Raw genomic sequence first — 17598 nt, 5'->3', positions numbered from 1 at the left:
CCCCGGCGCGAAATAGCAAGATGATTCGAGCGCACGCAATGCCATGTGCGTGGAACACCTCATATGTTCAAGTTTAACAATCCGCGACAGACGGAGAGAGAAGACACTTCCTGCGACAGCTGCAACTCGATTCTTTTGAATAGATGCACTCTGCGCCTGATAAGCATAATGGGAGCCCAGCGCTGCGAATGTCTCTGCCGATAAAGAGGCCCTATTTCTACCCCAGCACCATTGCTATAGCGATGAGTCTCAATCATTTAAACCAATCGTTACATTCATTAGCCTGCCGCCAATGTAGCTTCTTTTGAATGGGAGGTCTTTGCCACAAACACCGGGCTGTCTTGTCGATGGTTCTCCTGGTTATTCTTTCCGGAGCACTCGCCGGCGCGCAGCAGACTCCCTCCCTGCCCGATGCGCCTGACACAGTCCCCGATCACGTCCCCCTCGGCACGAACGGCGCTCCTGAGAACTCCAATTCTCCCCCGCAGCTCCGCCAGACCATCGAAGACCAGTCCGACGACCAGGCAAATCCAGCCTTCATTTCGAAGCACTTCATCGCCGACCGCTTCTGGATCTCCGGCCAGTCCAACTTCATCTTTCAGGCGCATACGCCTTTTCATTCGCCCTACGCCGGCCCTAACAGTTTCCACTCCTGGGGAGAGGCAGATGTCTCCCGCACGCTCACTCTCTATACCGGAGTCAGGCTCTTTCGCTTTACTGAAGCCATTGTCAGCATCGACGAAGCCGGAGGCCACGGCATAAGCGATGGCAATGGCGTTGCCGGTTTCACCAACGCCGATGCGATCGCCCCCGGCCTCAGCCGCGATCTCTACGTTTCCCGTGCCTTCTACAACCACATGGTTCCGCTCACCGCCGACCGCATCAGCGAAGATCCCAATCCCTTCGTCCTGCCCTCTTCCATCCCGCGGCGACGCTTTGAATTTACCGCCGGAAAATTCAGCCTGCTCGACTTCTTCGACGTCAACGAAGTCGGCAGCGATACCCATCTGCAGTTCACCAACCTCGCCATCGGCAACACCGGTACCTATGAAAATGGAGCCGACGGCCATGGCGATACCGTCGCCGCCATGGTGAACTATCAGGGCCCGAAAATCGGCATCCGCTTTGCTGAAGCTCTCCTGCCCAAGTTCTCCAGCGGCAACAATCTCGACTATGACATCCGTCACACGCACAGCGAAAACCTGCAGCTCGACTACACCGGCTTTGCCATGCAGGGTTACCAGACGCACTTTCGCGCGCTTCTCTTCGTGAACCATGCCAAACTCGGAAACTACCGCGAAGCCATCAATGCTTACCTCGACGGCCAGGACAAAACTCCTGACATTACGCTTCATCGCCATTCGGAAACAGTGAAGCCGGGTTTCGCTATGAATTTCGAGCAGGATCTTCCCGCCAACTTTCGCGTCTACATGCGCACCGGCTGGAACAACGGTTCATACGAGTCCTTTACCTTCAGCGAAATGAACAATACCGTCTCCTTCGGCGCAGATCTCTCCGGCGACTTCTGGCATAGAAAGGATGACCGCCTCGGCAGCGCCTTCGTAAACAGCGGCCTTTCCGACGACCATCGCAGGTATCTCGCGCTCGGAGGCATCGGCTTCATGCTGGGCGATGGCCGCCTGAACTATGGACGGGAAACAGTAAGCGAGACTTACTACACCGCCCACGCAATCGGCGGCCTCTACCTCGCCGCGCAGCTTTCCTTCGTCAACAATCCGGGCTTCAACCGCGACCGCGGCCCCATCATCGTCCCCGGTCTCCGCGCCCACATCGATTTCTGAAACTCACAGAGGTTTTCTGTTCAAAAGCAGTTTTTCGTTCAGATATAGAACGATGTTTATGCGTTTTGAAGGGGCACGGCTTCAGCCGTGCCGATAGCGGTGGAAAGAACGCGGCTTCAGCCCCTGAGGGACAACTATTTACTTGTACGAAAATGCTCTAGAATCAAGCAGTCCGGAGGTATGTCCCATTGTCTGATCCGCTTCTGATTGCTCAAGGCGAAGGCCCGCTCGAGCTTCTTCCCGCCATGGCCAACCGTCACGGCCTGGTCGCCGGAGCTACCGGAACCGGCAAGACAGTCACGCTGCAGGTCATGGCCGAGGCCTTCAGCCGCATCGGCGTTTCCGTTTTCGCCGCCGATGTAAAGGGCGATCTCTCCGGAATCAGCCAGCCCGGCGTCAGCAATCCCAAAATCGCCGAACGCATAAAACAGCTTGGCCTTTCCGATTTCAACTTCGCCGGCTGCCCCGTCACTTTCTGGGATGTCTTCGGCGAACAGGGCCACCCCATCCGCGCCACAGTTTCCGAGATGGGCCCACTGCTCTTCTCCCGCCTGCTCGGCCTCAACGACACGCAGACCGCCGTCCTCACTCTGGTCTTCAAGCTCGCCGACGACCAGGGCCTGCTCCTGCTCGACCTCAAAGACCTTCAGGCCATGCTGCAGTTCGTCGGAGAGCACGCCCAGGAGCTGCAGGTGCAATACGGCAACATCTCATCAGCCAGCGTAGGAGCCATCCAGCGCGGCCTGCTCACGCTCGAACAGCAGGGCGCCGGCAAATTCCTCGGCGAGCCCGCGCTCAACTTCGACGATCTGCTGCAGACCGATGCGAACGGCCATGGCGTCGTCAACATCCTCGCCGCCGACAAGCTCATTCAGTCGCCCCGTCTCTACGCCACTTTCCTGCTGTGGCTCCTGACCGAGCTCTTCGAAAAACTCCCCGAAGTCGGCGATCCTGAAAAACCGAAGCTCGTCTTCTTCTTCGATGAAGCGCACCTGCTCTTCACCGACCTGCCCAAGGCCGTCGAAGACAAAGTGCAGCAGGTCGTCCGCCTCATCCGCTCGAAGGGCGTTGGCGTCTACTTCGTCACTCAGAATCCCATCGACGTGCCCGACGAAATCCTCGGACAGCTCGGCAACCGTGTGCAGCACGCCCTGCGCGCTTTCACTCCGAGAGATCAGAAGGCCGTCCACGCAGCCGCACAGACCTTTCGCACCAATCCAAAGCTCAACGTGGAAACCGTCATCACCGAGCTGGCCGTAGGCGAAGGTCTCGTCTCTTTCCTCGATGAAAAAGGCACACCGGGTATCGTTGATCGCGCCTTCATTTTGCCGCCCCACAGCCAGATCGGCCCCATCACCCCGGACCAGCGCAAGCAGCTCATCGCCGCTTCTCTCGTCGCCGGAACCTACGAGCAGGCCGTCGACCGCGAATCCGCCTACGAGCGCCTGAAAGGCCGCGCCACTGCAGCGCCGCCGGTTCCGCCGCCCTCATCCGCACAAACGCCTTCAGCCACCAAACCCTGGTATGACGGACTGGCCACCACCATCGGCACCATCGCCACTGCAGGCACAGGCCGCTCCGGCCACGGCGATTCCCTCGTCGAAGCCATGACCAAGAGCGCCGTCCGCACCATCGGCAGCAGCGTAGGCCGCGAACTGGTCCGCGGAGTCCTCGGCTCCCTCCTCGGCGGCTCAGCAACCGGAAGCCGCCGAAGATAGATATTCTGTGGAACTCTGTGCTCTCTGTGTACTCTGTGGTGAAAACGTTTTTCGCGGAACTTTGGCGCACTTAGCGTCTTGGCGGTTGATTTTATGTTGACCCCACGCCTGCACTCGGCTATGCTCCTCCCGCGCGAGGAACCCACCCATGAATCTCAAATCAATGGCTTCGTGTCTTTCCCTGTCGTTCGCCTTCCTTTGTTCTAACCTTGCATTCGCCCAGACCAGGATCGCTTCCCAGCCCCTCATCACCCAGAAAATCGACGAAACCAGAATGGTCGAAACAACCCGCAATATACGCCCTGAAGCCACACCTCAAAATGACCGTGGCATCGTGGCTAACAGCTTCAAACTGGACCACATGGTCCTGCTCCTGCAGCGCTCTCCGCAACGTGAGGCAGCGCTTGAAGCCTACATGGAATCCGCCCAGACCAAGGGCAGCTCCAACTACCAGCACTGGCTTACCGCCGACCAGCTCGGCAGCGACTACGGCCCCGACCCCGCCGATATCGCCACCGTTCGCGACTGGCTCACCATGCACGGATTTCAGGTGAACAGCGTCTCAAAAAGCGGTACCATGGTTGATTTCTCCGGAACCGCCGGCCAGGTCCAGGAAGCCTTCCAGACAGAAATTCATAATCTGGAGACCAAAGGCGAAAAGCACACCAGCAACCTCACGACTCCCAGAATCCCCGCTGCCCTCAGCTCAGTCGTCATCGGCATTGCCGGGCTCCACGATTTCCGCCCGCACGCATCCGCAGTCCGCGCCATGCCGCGAGCGCAGGGCGAAAAGCCGGCGTCAGGCATTGTCCCGGCATTTACCGTCAACAGCTCTTATCAGCTGCTCACTCCCGCCGACTTCGCCACCATCTACAACATGAATCCGCTCTACAAGCGCGGCATCACCGGCAGAGGACAAACCGTCGTCGCAGTAGAACCGACCGACGTTTACTCCACCGCCGATGTCGAAACTTACCGCAAGACCTTCGTGCCCGGCTTCAAATATGGATCGTTCGTCCAGACCCATCCTGGCGGATGCGGCGATCCCGGCCTCTACGAGCCGTGGCTTTTTGAAGCCGCCGTCGATATGGAATCGATCACCGCCTCCGCGCCCGACGCGCAGGTCGTGAATGCTGCCTGCGCCAGCACCTCCGCCAACTTCGGCTCCTTCATCGCTCTGCAGAATGTCATCGACGAGCGCGTACCGCCCTCCATCATCAGCCTCAGCATCACCGAATGCGAAGCCGCGCTGACGGAATCCGGCAACAAATACATCAACTCCATGTATCAGCAGGCCGCCGCCGAAGGCATCTCGATCTATGTCTCGAGCAGCGATGCCGGAGCCGCCGGATGCGATGACTTCGACACGGCAAACGCAGCTGTCTACGGAATCGCCGTCAACGGCCTCGCCTCCACTGCTTATAACGTCGCCGTCGGCGGCACCGACTATGCCGACACCTACCTGGGCGCAAACGCTCAGTACTGGAACACCACCAACAGCGCCACCTATGGCTCCGCAAAATCCTACATCCCGGAGATTCCCTGGAACGACTCCTGCGCCGGAACTCTGCTCTCGACCTTCGAAGGCTACGCAACGCCGTATGGCACGAACGGCTTCTGCAATTCTGATTTCGGATCGAACTTCCTCAACATCGTCGCCGGCAGCGGAGGCCCCAGCGGTTGCGCCTATGGTGAGACCAGTCCGGACGCCGGCACACCCGCCGTCAGCGGAACCTGCCGCGGCCGTGCAAAACCTCTCTGGCAATATGGACTGGTCGGCATGCCCTTCGACGGCGTGCGCGACTTGCCCGACATCTCCCTCTTTGCCGCCAACGGCCTATGGGGACACTACTACACCTTCTGCTTCTCCGACGCCAGCCAGGGTGGAGCACCCTGCACCGGCGATCCCGCCAACTGGGGCGGCGGCGGCGGCACTTCCGCCAGCGCTCCGCTGATGGCCGGCATCCAGGCCCTCATCAACCAGAAGGCCGGATTCCGTCAGGGAAATCCCAACTATGTTCTCTATAGCCTCGCCCGCCGCGAATACGGATTCTTCGGTAATAAGGCGTGCGACTCCACAAAAGGCAAAAACGCCTGTATCTTCCACGACGTCACCCTCGGTGACAACGACGTGGATTGCACCGCTCCCAACAGCTGCTACGCGCCATCCGGAACCTACGGCGTACTCTCAACAAGCACAACCAGGTACCGCGACGCCTACAGCACAAATACCGGCTGGGACTTCGCCACCGGCATCGGCACACTCAACGTAGAGAAGCTGGTCGACAACTGGAACTTCTGGTAACGCAGCAACCTTATACAAGCCGGGCGATATTTCTCTCGCCCGGCTTGAGCGTTGCCAGGTGAAATAATTGTCATCCCGGCAGGGGCACTCACGCTCAGGTTGTCATCCTGAGTGTAGCGAAGGATCTGCTTTTCTTTCGTGGTGACAGGATACTCTATGAAAACTCTGTGCCCTCTGTGGTGCAAGAGATTTTCTTCGCGGATTTCTTGGCGCACTTAGCGTAGATCGGGGTCCCTGGCACACGCGATGTTCGTGTGCTGGGGTGATTGGCGGTAGATTTCCGACTACAAAGCAGCCCTGAAGTCTACATCCTTGGCCTCGACCGTCCCAGCCGTTCGCCCCGGCACCGTCTGATAAGTCCAGTACAGATTCGTATGCGCGACAACCAACTCCGGAGGTGGCGCACCCCACGCCGTCTGGTCCTCCGTCGTGTGAGCGTCGCTGACAAGAATCACATCGTATCCTCTGACCAGCGCGCCGTGCAGTGTTGAGCGGATGCACGCATCCGTCTGCGCACCAGCAACGATTAGCCGTCCCACACCAAGGCCTGCCAGCACAGTCTCAAGACTCGTGCCCTCAAAGGAATCGCCATAGTTCTTCTCGATAAGCGGCTCACCCTCAGCCGGAGTCAGCTCAGGCACAATTCGCCAGCCGTCGCTCCCTCGCGCAATCTGCTCATCGGAGTGCTGTACCCAGACAACAGGCACCTGTTCCTGCCGCGCCTTCTCGACAAGCCCGCCAACATTCGCAACCACTATGTCGCGTTGATAGGCCCCTGCGACAACACCGTTCTGCACATCCACAACAAGCAGCGCTGTCTTCGGACGATTCGCAAGCGTGGTCATGCCATCCATCATGGCACAGACGTAACCCGATCCTCGCCCGCCGCATATAGACGCAAAAGTTGATCCGGTGTAGCGTGGATTGCGAGGCAAAAAAGCGTACATGATCCGCCGTGAATTCCTGCAAGGTATCGTTTCCATCCTGGTTACACCCAGAGCTCTACTCGCGCAACAGGAAGCGCCCAAGCCCGCGCTGCCGCCGCCCGCTCCCGTCCCCTGGACGCTCGGCCTGAATCCCAAAACGCCTCTGCCTCACACGTCCGTGGCCGACGCCATTGCCGGCACAGACCAGCGCTTCTTCACCGCGCAGCAGATGGCCACGCTCACAAAACTTTCCGACGTGCTCCTGCCCCCGCTTGAAGGCAAGCCCGGCGCCCTCGATGCCGGAGCGCCGCTCTTCCTCGATTTCCTGATCGGCACATCGCCCGCTCCCCGGCAGAAGCTTTACACTGAAGGCCTCGACTGGCTGAACTCCGAAGCGCAGGCAAAATACAAAAAGCCATTCGCCGATCTCGACGCCACGCAGATCGACCCGCTGCTCAAGCCATGGCTGCGTACCTGGATGTCCGACCATCCACCCACAGAGTTGCACGCCAGCTTCGTCAATATCGCGCACAGTGACATTCGCGCCGCCACTGTCAATTCAAAGCCGTGGATCGACGCCGCCTTGTCTTCTGACAGTGAGCGGCGTCCATCCGAAGGCCTGTACTGGTATCCCATTGAACCGGATATGCGCGCGGCAAACGCAGATTGCGTGCGCACGCCTCCGCGTGTGATCGCAGCGCCCCGGGCCACCCACACCATTCCCTCTTACCCGCGTTAAACGCACTCGTTGACTCATGATGAAAGATGAAATCTTCGACGTATTGATTGTTGGCTCCGGGCACGCCGGAGGCATGGCTGCAAAAGTTCTCACCGAAAAGGGCGCGCGCTGCGTCATGCTCAACGCCGGCCCCGTCGCCGACGTGGCTCGCGATGCGCAGCAGAAGTTTCCCTACGAGCTGCCCTACCGCGGCTTCAAGCCGCCCGGCCGCCTCGAGCACGTCTTCCAGGCCAACGAGTACAACGCCAATGTCTGGGTCGACGAGCAGGAAGTCCCCTACACCTTCCCCGCTGACAATCCCTACAACTGGGTCCGCGTCCGCCTCTTCGGTGGACGCTCTCTCTTCTGGTCGCGCCAGTCCTTCCGCCTCAGCGATTACGAGTTCAAAGCCAAATCGCACGACGGCTTTGGCGACGACTGGCCCATCAGCCATGCCGATCTCGCGCCATACTATTCACGCGTCGAAGGAATCTTCCAGGTCGCTGGCGCTCTCGACGGCCCGCCGCAGATGCCTGACGGCAACTTCATCATCGACGATGCCCCCTGGTCCCAATCCATGCAGCGCTTCATCAAGGCAGGGCAGAAGTTCAACATGCCCGTTTGCAAGCAGCGCCGCGCTATGGGTCGCGACGGCCTGGCCAGTTCCGTCAATCTTCTTGTGCCCGATGCGGAAGCAACCGGCAATCTCACTTCCATTGCAAATGCCGTAGTGCGCGAACTGACCGTCGACAAGAACACCGGCCTGCCCAACGGCTGCCATTTCGTCGACCGCCTGTCGCGCCGCGAAATGCACGTCAAAGCACGCATCGTCGTGCTCGCCGCCGGAACGCTCGAGAGCACGCGCTTGCTCCTCAATTCAAAGCTCGCCAATTCGAGTGGCCTCGTCGGGCGCTACCTCATGGACCAGATTTACGGCGCTGGCGTGGTCTGTTCCGTCCCCGAAGCGCGCAACGGCCAGGCCACAAGAGAGCTGATGGGCGGCGCGGCCATCGTTCCCCGCTTCCGCAACATCAACACAAAAAGCAGCTCCTTCCTGCGTGGATACGCCCTCAACGTAACCAGCACCATTGGCCAGCTAGGCCCAAGCAATTTTGCCGCTTATGGAGCCGAGCTCGATCGCAAGCTCAAGGAGTACGAAGGCAGCGGCTTCCACATGACCATCATGGGCGAGGTGCTGGGCCGCTATGAAAACCACGTAGAGATAGACAAGCAGAAGACCGACGCCTGGGGCATCCCCGCGCTTCGCGTCGTGACCAAATACACTGACAACGAATACAACATGGCGAAAGACGCCGTCGAAGTCGGCTCACAGGTTGCGCACGATGCCGGCTTTGAAGTGCTATCGAGCAACCCGGTCCCCAATCCGCCCGGCTATAGCATCCACGAAGTGGGCACCTGCCGCATGGGCGACGACCCGAAACACAGCGTGCTGAACAAGTGGAACCAGAGCCACGACCATAAAAACCTCTTCGTTGTCGACGGAGCGAGCTTCACCAGCGCAGGCTGGCAAAACCCGACCATGACCATCCTGTCGCTGTCGATGCGAGCCTCCGAACACCTGGCGGAAGAGATCAACAAACACAACATCTAAATAGGCGAGGGCTGGGTGCCCTCGCAATTAAAATGCTGTCATCCTGAGCGGAGCGAAGGATCTGCTTTTCTCTGCGGACCTCCGCGTAGACTCTGCACCCGGAGCCTGCCCTGAGCGGAGCCGAAGGGCGGTCAAGCTTTTCTTCGCGGGTTCTTGGCGCACTTGACGTCTTGGCGATAGATTTTCAGAAAATATAGAAAAACAATATGAAAGAAAAACGCACAGCAATCGTCACCGGAGGAGCCCAGGGAATCGGCCGCCGCACCGCAGAGCTATTAGCCGGGCGTGGCTTCAACCTCGCGATCATCGACCTCCACCACCCCGACGAAACCATCAAAGCCATCGGCAGCGAGGCGTTCGGCTTCGCCGGCGACATCTCGAACGAAGAGACAGTCCACAAATTTGCCGGCGAGGTCTTCACCCGCTATGGAAGCGCCGAGGTGCTCGTCAACAACGCCGGCATCAGCTTCATCTCACCCGCGGAGCGCACCGCCGTAAAAGACTACCGCCGCGTCCTCGAAGTGAATCTCGTCGCGCCTTTTCTGCTGGCAAAGACCTTCGGAGAAAAGATGCTCGAGGCGCGTCATGGCTCGATCATCAATGTCGCCTCTATCGCCGGCCTGATGGGCGTCTCCGACCGCGCTGCTTACAATGCATCGAAGCATGGCCTCATCGGCCTCACGCGCACCCTCGCCGCCGAGTGGGGAGGACGTGGCGTCCGCGTCAACGCTGTCTGCCCCGGATGGGTCAAGACCGCCATGGACGACGTCGACCAGGCGCAGGGCACCTACACCGATGACGACATCACGAGCCGCGTCCCCATGGCCCGCTTCGCCGCGCCGGACGACATCGCCCGCGCCATCGCATTTCTAGCCGACAGCAACGAGAGCAGCTTCATCAACGGCCACTGCCTCACAGTAGACGGCGGCTGGACCGCCGACGCCAGCTGGCAATCCCTCCGCCTCCAGAAACGCTAGTGTGGTGAGTTTTTTTAGTTTGCTAAATAAACGCTGTCATCCTGAGCGCAGCGAAGGATCTGCTTTTCTTTCCCGCTTGCAGAATTCTCTGCGAGAACTCCGTGCTCTCTGTGTCCTCTGTGGTAAAAAGTCTTTTCTTGGCGCACTTAGCGTCTTGGAGTTTGATTTACTGGTGCAGAACACCGACCGCCAGCTAGAGGCTGGTGAAAAATAATCACAACCGCATAGGGGTTTTAGCTCCGGAATTCTCGCGATAGTGGCTCAGTCCCCGGCGACCGCCATCTCCTGTTGCTCCTGAGCCTGGCTGCGCAGCATCCGCTCAAACTCCGCAAGCTGCGCGTCAATATCCATTTCCTTATTCTTGCGCTGAATAATGTCCTCGCGATAGCGCCGCAGGAAATAATCGATCGTCTCCACGCGAATGCGGATCGACCCCGAAGGCTTGTTCTCATCGAGGTCCTTGAACGAGAAGTAAGGCGTCCCCGACTGCTCGATAATGCCTTCGATCACTCCATAAATCGGAGCATCATGCCCGCACTTGAAACTCGACACTTCCAGCGCCACAAGATTCGGATGCCGCGCCGTAAACTTCGCCGCCCACACCTTATGGTTCGTGCTCGTCGAATAGCGGTTCTTCCACACATCGCTGATGTCCAGCGGATGCGTGATCATTCCCGCGCGCACCTCATCGCCGAAGAGCCGTTCCAGCAGGTCTTCATCAATCGGGAGCGTGCTCTGCGAGAACACCGGATAGCCAAGCTTCTGGAACTCCTCCATGATCTCGTGATTCAAGCCCGGATCGTGATGATACACGCGCCCCAGCATCACAATGCCGATGCGGTCCTCGCGCTCCAGCTGATCGAGGGTCTCGCGCGCCTGCCGGCGAATCTCCTCCTCGCAGTCAAGCAGCGCCTTGAAGCCGACTTCAATCGCACGGTCATTCTCTTCGCGCGAAAGTCCAAGCACCGGCCCCCACGCCTTATACATCTGGTCGGCGCATATCTTCTGATCCTGCAGGTTCAGGATCGGATCCATGTACGTAATGCTGTTCTCCGTGAAGATATCGCTTTCCTTGGTGAAGGCCGCCTTCACCACTTCCGGAGTAGCCGTCACCGTCGGGCATGCATTCGATCCCGTCAGGTTCACGAGCGGCGTGTGCAGCACGTCATACATCGGGAACCACACCGCATTGAGCGGCTTCTTGTTGTGCTTGGTGGTCAGCAGGTTGTAGACATGCGCAATGCCGATCTTTGACGGATAGCATGGATCAATCGCGCCGCGGTTGGCTCCGGCACGATAAAGCTCCGGTGTCGTGTAGTCGGAGTAGAGGATGTTCTCCGCCTTCAAGCCGAGGCTCGCAAAGTAAGCATTGAACAGCGGCGCGTATGTGTACGTATTCAACAGGCGCGGAATGCCGACGCGGAAATCCTTGCGCCGCTCCATCAGCGCCGCACGCTCTTTCACATTCTTCGAAACGAACAAACCCTTGGTGCTGGGCAGAGCATCCGCAACCGCCGCCACCTGGCGATGCTTGAAGACATCATGCGCTGCAATATCGACAAAGTTGGGATTCGCCTCTTTGATCTTGTCGATATCGGCCTTGATGTCCTTCATGTCATCCAGATCTTCGACCGTGCCCTTTTCGCACGTCGCAATAATCAGCCGCTGTTCGCCCATGCGAAGCGGCACTTTCGTCTTGCGCGGCTGGAACTCGACCGGCTTCGGCAGCTCAATCACCTTGCTCGATCCCGGCGCCACCTGAATCTGAATCAACGGCTCTGCCTTGGCCTTGAACGGAGAAGCATGCGATGTTCCGCATCCTCCGCCCGTGCTGCACGAAGATCCATGCGCATGCGTTTCCGCCTCGGGCAAGTTCGCCTGAACCTGCTCCAGGCTCGGCAGGTTCGCGATATTTGTAACCGCTGCAGTTACTTCTTCCGGAGTCGCCGCGCGATCTGTTCCCGCAGCCGCCGCTTCGCCGTTCGCATCCACATCAATGAACGTGCGCAGGCAGTTATTCTTGCAGAAATAGCAGCGCGTGTCTTCATTGCGCGTTGTGCGGTAGCGAATATTTCGAACAGCCTCAAGCCCGATAAACGTCGTCTGCTTGCCGTTCTTCCAGAGCCGCAAAGCCTCCTGCGCCGCGCCGATCGCGCCCGACTCGCCGCAGTGCTCATGCACGATGATTTCCGGCTCTTTGCCGTTCGCGCGGAAGCTCGACTTGATGAAATCGACTTCTGCCTTCACCACCGCCATGTTGTTCTGCGTTCCGCCCTGCAGCACAAAACGCGAGCCCAGCGCCGCGAGGTTCGGAATACTCGCGACGTACAGGAAGACGTTCTTCGGCAGCACATCCGCAAGCCCGGCAAGAATCTCTTCCGAACGCCAGCCCTGCCGCTGGAAGTTCACAATGTCCGACTGCATGAACACCGCGCAGCCATATCCGAATGAAGGCATAGACTTGGCGCCGAAGGCGATATCGGCAAACTCCTCCACCTTCATGCCAAAGCCTTCCGCCGTCGACTGCAGAAAATATCCGTTGCCCGCCGAGCACTGCGTATTCAGCTTGAAGTCTTTTACGCGGCCATCCTTCAGGACAATCAGCTTGATGTCCTGTCCGCCCACATCCACAATCACATGTGGATCGTCATAGAACTTCAGCGCTGACTCCGTGTGCGCAACAGTCTCCACCAGCGCCACGTCAGCGTGCAGCACATCCTTCAGAATGTCCTTGGCATACCCGGTCGTTCCAACTCCAAGCACGTCGAGCGTCGCGCCCTTGCTTTCTACCTGTTCGCTCAGCTTCTCGAACATCTCAATCGTGTCCTGAATCGGATTGCCGTTCGAGAGCTGATACGTCTTGCAGAGAATGTCGCCCTCAGTGCTGAGCAGCACAGCCTTGGTCGAGGTAGACCCGCCATCAATTCCGATAAATCCGGAGACCACCTGGTCCGGCACGAATTCTACCGGCACAAATTTCTTGCGCTTGTAAATGGACTTGAAGTCATCGAGCTCCGTGTTGTCGGTGACCAGACCCTTCGTGCCCGAAGCCGCCTTCTCTTCCGCGCGGCCATAGTCGATGTAGTAGAGCAGTTTTTCTGCGCCCAGATACTTCCCGATCGCCGCTTCCTCATCCTTGCCGAATTCCACCGAACCCAGCGCCGCAAAGTATTGCGCATTCTCCGGAACCTTGATCAACTCTTCCGGAGTCGCGCCCGCAGGGATCTCAACCTTGCGATCCTTCCACATGCGAGGAATATTCGCCTGCCACGCCTCGCGCATACCGCGAATAAACGAGTTAGGCCCGCCCAGCAGCAGCACATGCGGACGCAGCGTGTGCCCGCGCGTCAGCACGCTGAGGTTCTGCAGAACAATGGCTTCAAACAGCGATGCCATCAGCTCATGCGACGGAGTGCCCGTCTTCTGCAGGCCGTTGATATCCGTCTCGGCAAACACACCGCACTTGCCGGCAACCTTATGCAGCTTGACGTCGTGATATCCCTGGTTCGCCAGTTCCGACGCAGGAATCTTCAGCTTGGCGTTGATCTTGTCGATGACTGCGCCCGTGCCGCCGGCGCACTTGTCATTCATCGAAGGAATCTTCTTCTTGCGCCCGGTCTCTTCATCGTCCTTGAAGACGATGATCTTCGCATCCTGCCCGCCGAGCTCGATCACCGAATACACTTCCGGATGCAGCTTCTCCACCGCGAGAGAGACAGCATGTACTTCCTGCACAAATTTCGCGCCGATCAGCTCAGCGATCGTGCCGCCGCCCGATCCTGTGATAAACACACGCGTATTTGCTGGAGAAATCCCGGCCTCGGCTTCCATGCGACGCAGGAACTCGAGCACCTTCTCCGGCTGCCGCGTCTCATGCCGCTGATAATCCTGCCACAGGATGGCGTCGGTGGCCGCATCCACCACGATCGCTTTGACTGTTGTTGAACCTACGTCCAGACCAACCAGAAGCTGCTGCATCCGCGATTCTCCTGAATTCTCAATTCGGCCTTACAGTTTCATCAGCGCGCGATAAACATAAGCCTCAGTGACTCACTGCCTGAGGCCGTCTGCGATCGTGATAGTCCAGCGCACTACGCAGCGCAATGTGTACTACTGCGGCTACCGCAACAATCCCCATGCTGAGACAGGCTTCCACACAGGTCCGTATAAGAGCGCGCATAAAGCAACTCCATTTCGGTTATGCAACGTTTGCCGTCGCCAGTGAAACGCGGACGCGCCGGTTGTACGCGCGATCCTTGTCCATCAGGTCACTCACATGCGAAGCAAACTGCGCCGCCGTTCCGGCAACTCCCTCGCGGTGAGGAACCTTATACAGCGCCTGCGAGAGCTGCGGATGGTCGGCCACATACTCGCGCAGATCATCGAGTGACTTCCCCGTCTGATCGAGCACGCTCTGGAACTCAGCGCGCGCCTTTGCCTTCGCTTCCGCCAGCGCCATCTGCACGCGGCTGTGCGCATTCACTTCGCCTTCGCCGGAAGTCTCGATAGGCAGGAAGATCATGTCCTTGAACTTGTTGACGACGCGCGATTGCACGCCATCCGACTGCGTGGAAGGCATGCAGCCGAAGGGCTTGAGCGCCAGCACCATGTGGCACAGGTGGTTCACGGTGTAGTAGACATTCTTGCCCACTTCCATGAAGCCTTCGCCGCCACGCGCCAATTGGTGGTAGAAGGGATGCGCCAGCCGCGACAGCTCCTTCTGCGGAATCAGATGATGCGCAGTGTCGCCCATGTGCTTGATCGTGCGGTGATAGAAGTACGTCCACATCGCGCTGCCGACAGTCAACCCGCCGGTTTTCTTGAAGAGGTAAAGCTCATTCATCAGCTGCTTCTTCAGCTCATACCATTTGGGATCTTTGAAGGGAGCTTCCACATCCGCGCGCGCCTTCGCGCCTTCCTTCGCCACATACATCATGTATGCAATCCAGGTAGCAATCGGTTCCACCAGCACCTGCGCGCCTTCCTTCTCAAGAAAGGCAAACATGTTGAAGTTTCCATCGCCTTCCGTCGTCTGCGCCCAGAACTCGCCCGTGATCTTGATCACTGGCTTCACGCGCAGGCGGTCGATCTGAATGGCGTTGATGCTGTCCCTGCACGCATGAAGCGCATCCACATATTCCTTGCCATACAGGTTGTGGGCAACTTTGCCCAGCGTGCAGCCAATGCCTTCAATCTTCTTATGCTTTTCGAGGAATGGCTTTGCCCAGTCCGGAGATGCATCCATAATGTGCCAGCGCTTGCGGTCGCGCAGCGTGTCAGTCAGGGTCTTCGCCGCATCCTGAATCACGCGGTCCGTCTCTCCCTTGTTCACTTCAAAAGGACGAATCTGGTACGCCAGCTCATTCATCACATCGCCCAGGTTGAGCGCGTTCAGCATCCCCATTCCGAAGTCGACTGAGAACTTCAGCCCCGGCTCACCGCTCGCCGCCTTGATGCCATCTGTTTGCTGGAAGAGCAGCACGCGGAAGCCATCGAAGCCCGCATTCTGCAGCGCAAAGCGGTACTCCGCCTCATACATGCCGAAGCGGCACGGCCCGCACGAACCAGCCGTAAAGAAGACGTAGTTATCGATGATCTGCTGGCGCGAAAGCCCCTGCTGTTCCAGCCCCTGCAAGTAGCGCACCAGGTTGCCGACAGTAAAGTACGTCGGATTACACTGGCCGTTGTTCCCGTATTCCTTGCCTGCCTGGAAGTCAGCCACTACCGGTGTGGGAATGTTCTCGCAGTGATAACCGCTGCCATGAAAGACGGCCTTGATCATCTCTTCGTGTTTCCACGTCAGGCCGCCAAACAGAATCGTGACATAGTCGCGCTCTGCCGCCGTGAATGTGCGCTCGACCGGTTTCTTGAATTCACGCATTTGCCTGAGGCCTGCTTCCGCGCGAAGCCGCGCGCGCTCTGCGTCAATGCGTGCCTGAATTTCCATCTCGAAGTCTGTCTGGACAATCTCGTTTGCGGCTGCTGGCATAAAGCTTCTCCTTCGGTCGGATTGTTGGTTGGATGCAAGTCCCTTTGAAACGAAAAAACAGATCTCTTATTTACATCTGCCCCTTCACGCCCTGGAATCCGTGCGAGAGCTGCTTGAAGAAGTACTTAATAACGCGTTGATCGTTATAGCACCATCCGAGAATGTGATTCAACGTTGAAAAGCAGTGCGTCTGGCAGGTTTCCTTCTGGTGGTCTAACTGCTTTGTTTCGAACTTATGGTTGCCGACTACTCCCCAGTCATAACTTGCGGTATACATCGGAAAGCAGGGAGCCAGTGTTCCATCCACGCGAATAATCATGGAATTCTGTCCGGCGCGGCAGTTCCACGGGAAGTGCTCTCCCTTCATGAAATCCACCATCTGCCACAGGCGCGTATTCGAATTCACCATCTTGTAGCCGGAATCCTGCTTCTCCGTAAGCCACTGTATAGTTTCTTCTACTGCAGGCCAGTCTTCTTTGGTGATATACGTTACATTGTTTTCCGCATGTTTGAAATGCTCATCTTGCTCGAGCAGCGGAGATTCGTTGATGTGATAATCGGTCGCAATGCCGTTATCGTGCGCGATCTCAGTAAGTTCCCGCACGTCATCCAGGTTGTTACGGCAGATATTGATGTTTAGAAAGACCGAGTATCCGTACCCATATTGTTTACGAACCAGGTAGTCAAATTGTTTCCGGATCGGCGCGAGCGCCTTCGGCAATCCCGGCTTCAGATCCACCGCGTCCACCGCAATGTTGAAGGTGGACATGCCGGCATCGGCCAGCTTATCAATCACATCCGTGCGCAGCAGACGCGCGTTCGTCGGCAGATAAATCCAGAAATTCTTCTTTGCCGCATAGTAGGTGATCTTATGAATCAGGTCAGGACGCAGCAGCGGCTCGCCGCCCATATACGCCAGCACGCGGCATCCCGTCCCGTGCAGCCAGTCAATCGAGCGCTTCGCCGTATCCTCTGACATTCCCTTTACTTTGTTGTCGAAGGCCCAGCAGTAGTGGCAATCAAGATTGCACTTGAACTCGGTAAACAGATAAGCAATCAGCGGATGAAAGTCGCCCGCCGTCACCCGCGAGCGAATGTATGGGAAAAGCCATCCCTGCATCGCATGATAGATCTGCCCCGGCTTGTACTTGCGCTGCTCCGGCGGAGTCCAGTCTTCGTCAAAATCAACAGGTCCCAGCAGCTCAGGGCGCTGCGGAAAGACCGGATCAGGAAACCGCTGCGGCTCACTCAAAGGAACTAAATGCGTAGTATCCGTAACCGGCCGCGTAAGCAACTGATGAAGCTCAACATCCAGACGAAAATTCTGCGTTCTCTCTTCCTGCTGCTGATACATGCTGGATTCCCTCCCTCAAGGCATTACTGTTGCACGAGAGATTCCAAACTTGTTCCATCCTTTAAGTGCAGGTGATCTCATTACTTATCAGCAAACATGTCGGCTTCCCGGCGCATCAGTGACGTCATCTGGCTGCCAGAATATAAGCACGTGCCAACATGTTGGCGCACCATGGAAGCTATTGCAGCAGGTTCGTA

The 17598-nt window shown here is 58.0% G+C and carries 10 protein-coding genes; 6 read left to right on the top strand and 4 right to left on the bottom strand.

The annotated features are described in order from the left end of the window. The first annotated feature begins 347 nt into the window (after positions 1–347). From AC5S16_RS17300 to AC5S16_RS17290, 3 genes are all read left to right on the top strand, one after another. Complete coding sequence (locus AC5S16_RS17300; RefSeq protein ID WP_493931354.1) at positions 348–1802, top strand: carbohydrate porin; 1455 nt, start codon at positions 348–350, stop codon at positions 1800–1802. A gap of 188 nt (positions 1803–1990) precedes the next feature. Then, positions 1991–3520 (top strand): helicase HerA-like domain-containing protein, encoded by a 1530-nt coding sequence (locus tag AC5S16_RS17295; RefSeq protein WP_493931353.1) that lies wholly within the window; start codon positions 1991–1993, stop codon positions 3518–3520. A 274-nt stretch (positions 3521–3794) separates the two neighbouring features. Further along, the gene (locus AC5S16_RS17290) at positions 3795–5825 is read left to right on the top strand and encodes a S53 family peptidase (protein WP_493931352.1); all 2031 of its coding nucleotides are present in this window, start codon (positions 3795–3797) and stop codon (positions 5823–5825) included. A 284-nt stretch (positions 5826–6109) separates the two neighbouring features. Here AC5S16_RS17290 and AC5S16_RS17285 read toward each other — a convergent pair whose 3' ends face one another. Further along, positions 6110–6772 carry a cysteine hydrolase family protein gene (locus AC5S16_RS17285; protein WP_493931351.1) on the bottom strand — a complete coding sequence of 221 codons (663 nt, stop codon included), beginning with the start codon at positions 6770–6772 and terminating at the stop codon, positions 6110–6112. Between AC5S16_RS17285 and AC5S16_RS17280 the strand changes: the two genes are divergently transcribed. The 3 genes from AC5S16_RS17280 (at position 6771) to AC5S16_RS17270 (ending at position 10058) form a co-directional block, all read left to right on the top strand. Next, a complete protein-coding gene (locus AC5S16_RS17280) occupies positions 6771–7490 on the top strand; it encodes a gluconate 2-dehydrogenase subunit 3 family protein (protein WP_493931350.1) in 720 nt (239 codons plus the stop codon). The genes AC5S16_RS17285 and AC5S16_RS17280 overlap by 2 nt on opposite strands. 16 nt (positions 7491–7506) lie before the next feature. Beyond that, a complete protein-coding gene (locus AC5S16_RS17275) occupies positions 7507–9081 on the top strand; it encodes a GMC oxidoreductase (RefSeq protein ID WP_493931349.1) in 1575 nt (524 codons plus the stop codon). A 206-nt stretch (positions 9082–9287) separates the two neighbouring features. Then, positions 9288–10058: an SDR family NAD(P)-dependent oxidoreductase gene (locus AC5S16_RS17270; RefSeq protein ID WP_493931348.1), complete on the top strand. Its 771-nt coding sequence runs from the start codon at positions 9288–9290 to the stop codon at positions 10056–10058. A gap of 261 nt (positions 10059–10319) precedes the next feature. Here AC5S16_RS17270 and AC5S16_RS17265 read toward each other — a convergent pair whose 3' ends face one another. From AC5S16_RS17265 to AC5S16_RS17255, 3 genes are all read right to left on the bottom strand, one after another. After that, positions 10320–14036: a BadF/BadG/BcrA/BcrD ATPase family protein gene (locus AC5S16_RS17265; protein ID WP_493931347.1), complete on the bottom strand. Its 3717-nt coding sequence runs from the start codon at positions 14034–14036 to the stop codon at positions 10320–10322. Positions 14037–14256: 220 nt separating this feature from the next. Continuing rightward, positions 14257–16047 carry a hypothetical protein gene (locus tag AC5S16_RS17260; protein ID WP_493931346.1) on the bottom strand — a complete coding sequence of 597 codons (1791 nt, stop codon included), beginning with the start codon at positions 16045–16047 and terminating at the stop codon, positions 14257–14259. Positions 16048–16117: 70 nt separating this feature from the next. Then, complete coding sequence (locus AC5S16_RS17255) at positions 16118–17401, bottom strand: radical SAM protein (protein ID WP_493931345.1); 1284 nt, start codon at positions 17399–17401, stop codon at positions 16118–16120. Positions 17402–17598: the final 197 nt, after the last annotated feature.

This window comes from Acidobacterium sp. FHG110202_01 (genome assembly GCF_059115305.1).
Note: the sequence above shows the minus strand (reverse complement) of the source record. Positions and strands in the feature narration are given on the sequence as shown.

What these genes read in the sequence shown, in the direction of transcription:
- AC5S16_RS17300 (WP_493931354.1), top strand. Translation starts at nt 348, where the DNA reads ATGGTTCTCCTGGTTATTCTTTCCGGAGCACTCGCCGGCGCGCAGCAG.
- AC5S16_RS17290 (WP_493931352.1), top strand. Translation starts at nt 3,795, where the DNA reads ATGGTCGAAACAACCCGCAATATACGCCCTGAAGCCACACCTCAAAAT.
- AC5S16_RS17280 (WP_493931350.1), top strand. Translation starts at nt 6,771, where the DNA reads ATGATCCGCCGTGAATTCCTGCAAGGTATCGTTTCCATCCTGGTTACA.
- AC5S16_RS17285 (WP_493931351.1), bottom strand. Translation starts at nt 6,772, where the DNA reads ATGTACGCTTTTTTGCCTCGCAATCCACGCTACACCGGATCAACTTTT.
- AC5S16_RS17275 (WP_493931349.1), top strand. Translation starts at nt 7,507, where the DNA reads ATGATGAAAGATGAAATCTTCGACGTATTGATTGTTGGCTCCGGGCAC.
- AC5S16_RS17270 (WP_493931348.1), top strand. Translation starts at nt 9,288, where the DNA reads ATGAAAGAAAAACGCACAGCAATCGTCACCGGAGGAGCCCAGGGAATC.
- AC5S16_RS17265 (WP_493931347.1), bottom strand. Translation starts at nt 14,036, where the DNA reads ATGCAGCAGCTTCTGGTTGGTCTGGACGTAGGTTCAACAACAGTCAAA.
- AC5S16_RS17260 (WP_493931346.1), bottom strand. Translation starts at nt 16,047, where the DNA reads ATGCCAGCAGCCGCAAACGAGATTGTCCAGACAGACTTCGAGATGGAA.
- AC5S16_RS17255 (WP_493931345.1), bottom strand. Translation starts at nt 17,401, where the DNA reads ATGTATCAGCAGCAGGAAGAGAGAACGCAGAATTTTCGTCTGGATGTT.